This window comes from Actinocorallia aurantiaca (assembly GCF_039533685.1).
In the GTDB taxonomy this organism is placed as follows: Bacteria; Actinomycetota; Actinomycetes; order Streptosporangiales; family Streptosporangiaceae; genus Actinocorallia; species Actinocorallia aurantiaca.
The window spans coordinates 1-3838 of record NZ_BAAATZ010000022.1 but is presented as its reverse complement, the minus strand read 5'-3'; the positions used below and the strand labels follow the sequence as shown (position 1 = coordinate 3838).

At 71.3% G+C, this 3838-nt stretch carries 7 protein-coding genes; 1 reads left to right on the top strand and 6 read right to left on the bottom strand.

Features of this window, described 5'->3' with window-relative positions:
* Positions 1-289 precede the first annotated feature (289 nt).
* From ABD327_RS25705 to ABD327_RS25695, 3 genes are all read right to left on the bottom strand, one after another.
* Complete coding sequence (locus ABD327_RS25705; RefSeq protein ID WP_344248159.1) at positions 290-532, bottom strand: hypothetical protein; 243 nt, start codon at positions 530-532, stop codon at positions 290-292.
* A gap of 63 nt (positions 533-595) precedes the next feature.
* A complete protein-coding gene (locus tag ABD327_RS25700; RefSeq protein ID WP_344248157.1) occupies positions 596-1060 on the bottom strand; it encodes a hypothetical protein in 465 nt (154 codons plus the stop codon).
* Between the two features lie 64 nt (positions 1061-1124).
* Positions 1125-1349, bottom strand: coding sequence for a hypothetical protein (locus tag ABD327_RS25695; protein WP_344248155.1), 225 nt, complete (start codon positions 1347-1349; stop codon positions 1125-1127).
* Between the two features lie 117 nt (positions 1350-1466).
* On the opposite strand from ABD327_RS25695, the gene ABD327_RS25690 reads away from it, so the two are divergent.
* On the top strand, positions 1467-2084 hold the full coding sequence (locus ABD327_RS25690; RefSeq protein WP_344248269.1) for a hypothetical protein: 618 nt from the start codon (positions 1467-1469) through the stop codon (positions 2082-2084).
* 287 nt (positions 2085-2371) lie between these two features.
* Here the strand turns inward: ABD327_RS25690 and ABD327_RS25685 are convergent, their stop codons facing one another.
* The 3 genes from ABD327_RS25685 to ABD327_RS25675 are packed head-to-tail and all read right to left on the bottom strand — an operon-like array spanning position 2372 to position 3635.
* Entirely contained in the window at positions 2372-2659 is a 288-nt protein-coding gene (locus ABD327_RS25685) for a hypothetical protein (RefSeq protein WP_344248249.1), read from the bottom strand.
* Positions 2656-3183: a hypothetical protein gene (locus ABD327_RS25680; protein WP_344248251.1), complete on the bottom strand. Its 528-nt coding sequence runs from the start codon at positions 3181-3183 to the stop codon at positions 2656-2658. Before ABD327_RS25680 ends, ABD327_RS25685 begins: the two co-directional genes overlap by 4 nt.
* On the bottom strand, positions 3180-3635 hold the full coding sequence (locus tag ABD327_RS25675) for a hypothetical protein (protein WP_344453571.1): 456 nt from the start codon (positions 3633-3635) through the stop codon (positions 3180-3182). Before ABD327_RS25675 ends, ABD327_RS25680 begins: the two co-directional genes overlap by 4 nt.
* Positions 3636-3838 lie beyond the last annotated feature (203 nt).

The following is a 3838-nucleotide window of genomic DNA, read 5'->3' as shown; positions in this document are numbered from 1 at the left end:
ACGCCGGTGAGGGCGCGGGCGTGGTCGGCCAGGACGACGACGGGCGCCCCGTGCCAGCCGCGCGCGGTCAGGTCGGCGGCGATCGCGGCGGCCTTGGCCGGGTCGGTGACCTCGTGGCGGGGGGCGTAGCCGGCGGCGTCCAGGACGGGCAGGTGCAGCGGGTTGACGATCACGCGGCCACTCCTATCAAGATCGTTTTCCGGGGGGCGAACAAGATCGTTCGCGGGGGACTCGAACAAGATCGTTCCGGTGGGGCCGGGGCCCGCCCCGCGGGGCGGGCCCCGGGGGGCTACTTGTTGCCGGTGCCCTTGCACTCGCGGCACTTGCCGTGGCCCTTGCCCCGGCAGGGCTTGCAGCTCTCGGGGAGTCCCTCGCCCTGCTCGTCGACGGGGTAGCCCAGGCCCTCGCAGGTCTCGCAGCTCGCGATGCCCTCGCCGCCGCAGTGGTCACACCAGCTGTCGGCGCAGTTGCAGGTGGTGGTGGATCCGCAGTCGCAGCAGGGGCTCTGGGGGCTGTTCTCCGTCGTCGTCATGCTTTAAGTGTACGGGCTCCCCGTACAAGTGTCAACCCTACCCGTACACTTTCTCGGGATTTTTCACGCCTGCGTTCGGCGGACCAGCTCTGACCAGGGGATCTCCTCGATCACGCGCTGGGGCACGGCGCAGGGCTCGCCGTCGAAGCCGGTGCCGGCCACTCGCCCCTCGAAGACGATCACGCGGCCCTCGGCGTCGTCGGGCGTCCCGGCGTGGGCGGTGATGTAGGCGTGCAGCTCCGCGGCGCTCCAGCAGGCGCTGAAGCCGCGCACGCAGTCCTGCCAGCCCTCGCCGTCGCAGTCCTCGCACTCGTCGATGACGCCGGCGCCCTCGCAGCGTGAGCAGTCCCCGCCCGCGCCGTGGCAGCGGGGGCAGTCGCGCCAGCCCTCGCCGGTGCCGTCGCAGGTGCGGCACTGGGTGCGCGAGCCGTCGGCGCTGTACTCCGCGCCCCACAGGCCCGACCAGGCGTGCTCGGCGTCGAAGGCGGGCGCGCCCTCGCGGTGCCAGCGGTACAGGATCTCGCTCATCTTCGTCCTCCTGGTGGTGGTCGTCGGGGTGGGGCCCGCCCCGGGCGGGGCGGGCCCGGGGGGCTCAGGCCCGCGCCGCGTCCCAGGCCCGGTCGCCCTGCTCCTCGGCGACCAGCTCCTGCAGGTGGCCGGCGCGGCGGGGGATGTCGTGGGCGGCGAAGTGGGCGGCGAGGTTGTCCAGCTCGATCCACAGGTTGGTCAGGTTCAGGTCGGTCAGCTGCTCGATGTCGATGCGCTCGATCTGGGCGAGGCGGCGGAGGGCGGTGGCGGCGGTCTTGGTGTTCGTCATGGTTCTAGTGTACGGGCTCCCCGTACAGGTGTCAACTCTACCCGTACACTTTTCTCGGGAGAATTTTCTGTACGGGTTGGGTTGACAGACGTACGGGCTACCCGTACAGTGGTGGGCATGACGACGAACACGGACATCAAGCAGATCACCGACCAGCTCCTGGCCCTGGTCGCCGGCCAGGACAGCGCCATCGAGCGGGCCCGCACCGCCACCGAGGTCCTGGAGGCGCTCGGCACCAAGGGCGAGCTGCAGGCCGCGCTGACGGCCGCCCGCCAGGACGCGGTCCTGGAGATGCGCGACAAGGACAACGCCAGCCACGGCGACGTCGCCAAGGCCCTGGGCATCTCCCGCTCCCGCGCCCAGCAGATCGCCGAGGGCCGCTCCAAGGGCACCACCAAGCCGCGCACCCGCTCGGTCACCACCACCAGCTACGGCTCCTTCTACAACCACGCCAAGGCCCTCAACCCCGAGTCCTACGTCGCCGATGCGCTGACCGAGTACGGCGACGACTACGACGTCGACGGCCTGGTGGCCGCCTTCCGCGAGGCCATCGACGCCCAGCTGCCCGACGGCGTGGTCCTGGCCGGCGATGAGTTCCTCGGCCCCGCCTACGCCGCCGACCGCGACTGGGACCCCGCCCTCAACGACGAAGACGGCCACCTGGACATCGCCACCCTGGTCGAGAAGGTCGACTTCTGGGCGCTGGCCGCCAAGTTCGACAAGACCGGCGCCTGACCCCGCGCACGCCGCGGCTCCCGCTCCTGCAGGAGTCGGGGGCCGCTCGCATGTCGGGAGTGATCTTGTTCGGGGCCCGTGCGAACGATCTTGTTCGGACACCCGGTGATGATCTTGGTACGTCATCCGGTACGTGAACCCGGTGACGTACCACCGCGAACGATCTTGTTCGGCGTGTCGGTTTGCGATCTTGTTCCGGGATCCCGGGACACCTCGATCCCAGGACCGCGAAACACCCCTGACCTTTATGTTGTAAAGGCCAGGGGTGTTTTCGATCTTGTTCGGGATCAGGTCCCGGCCAGCGTTCGGTTCCCCGCGTCGCTGACCACCACCAGGTCCGGGCGTGATCCGTCGGCGGGGTGCACGACCTCCACCAGGCCCTTCTCGTGGAGGCTGACCGTCACGCCGTACCAGGCGATCTGGCGTTCCACCCACGCGTCGTGTTCGGGGTGCCCTTCGCGGATGTCGCCGGCGGGGTTCAGCTCGGGGAAGAGCGAGGACATCGCCACCGGCTCGGGAGAACGGCTGATGAGGGCGAGCAGGGCGCGCTCGTCATCAGTGGCTTGCTGCTTCATGAGCCTTCTTTCTGCTGTTGGTCGATGAGCTTCTGCAGGGCCTCCAGCTGCCGGGCCCGCTCGGCCTCCAGCTGCTGCTCGGTCTTCGGTGCGGGGCGCTGGGCGGGCACAACGCGACGGACCGACGGGCGGTCCAGCGGGCGGGCCTGGGCGGCCAGGCCCGCCAGGGCGGCGTTGCGGGCGTCGTTCTGGGCGGCCAGGCCAGCGCCGTAGCGGGCGGCGCCGTGGCCGTCCAGACGTGCGGTCTCCTCGGGAGTGGGCGTCCACGCCATCGGGTTGGCCTCCTCCTCCTGGACGGGCACGCGCCGGGCCGGGACCCAGGAGCGGTTGCGCTCGTACAGGCGGGTGAACTGCTTGGGCACCGACTGACGCGGCTGCAGCTGGGGGCGCTGCTCGCGCAGCCACTGGATGTAGGCCGCGGGGTTGTCGGCCATCTCGGGCGGCGGGGCGACGGTCTCGCGGGTGAGGGCGCGGGCGTTGCGCTCCAGGGCCGCGGCGACGGTGGGGTCGGGGTGGTAGCTCATGCGGACGCTCCGAGCGTGGCGTGGACGCGGGCGAGTTGGTCGGGGTCGATCTCCTCGGGGACGGCCCCAGGATCGACGGTGAAGGCGTCGCACCCGGCGGTGCAGTACGCGCCATCGGCGATCCGGGCGCGGCCGCAGTGGTCGCAATGACGGCCCGGGGCGTTGCCCATCAGCGCGGCCCGTACGGCCCGCAGTGCGGGGATGTGGTCGCCGTCGATGGTGCGGGCGGCAGCGACGTCGTTCGCCGCGCCGATGATGGCGCCACGCGACCAGCCCTCACCCAGCATCCGGTCGATCCGCACGCCCATCTCCCGCAGCACCCACTCCCGCGCCCCCTCCCGGAACACCGCGGGGAGGTCGGCGAGGACCTGGCGGGCCGGGAGGGAGGCGACGCGCTTGCCCGACTTGGGTTCGTCGCGCTGCTCCTGGTCCTCGCTCGCCGAAGGCGCCATCGCGCTCGCGTGCGCGTCACCTAGGCGAGCGGCCGTGCCGGCCGAAGCGGGGGGGATTGACGGGGAAGGTGAGACAGGAGGGTGCCCGGGAGGGTCCCCAGGAAGGTTGGTGGTCTTGAAGACACCCCCCCCGTGTCTTGAAGACACCCCCCCCGTGTCTTGAAGACACCCCCCCCGTGTCTTGAAGACACCCCCCCCGTGTC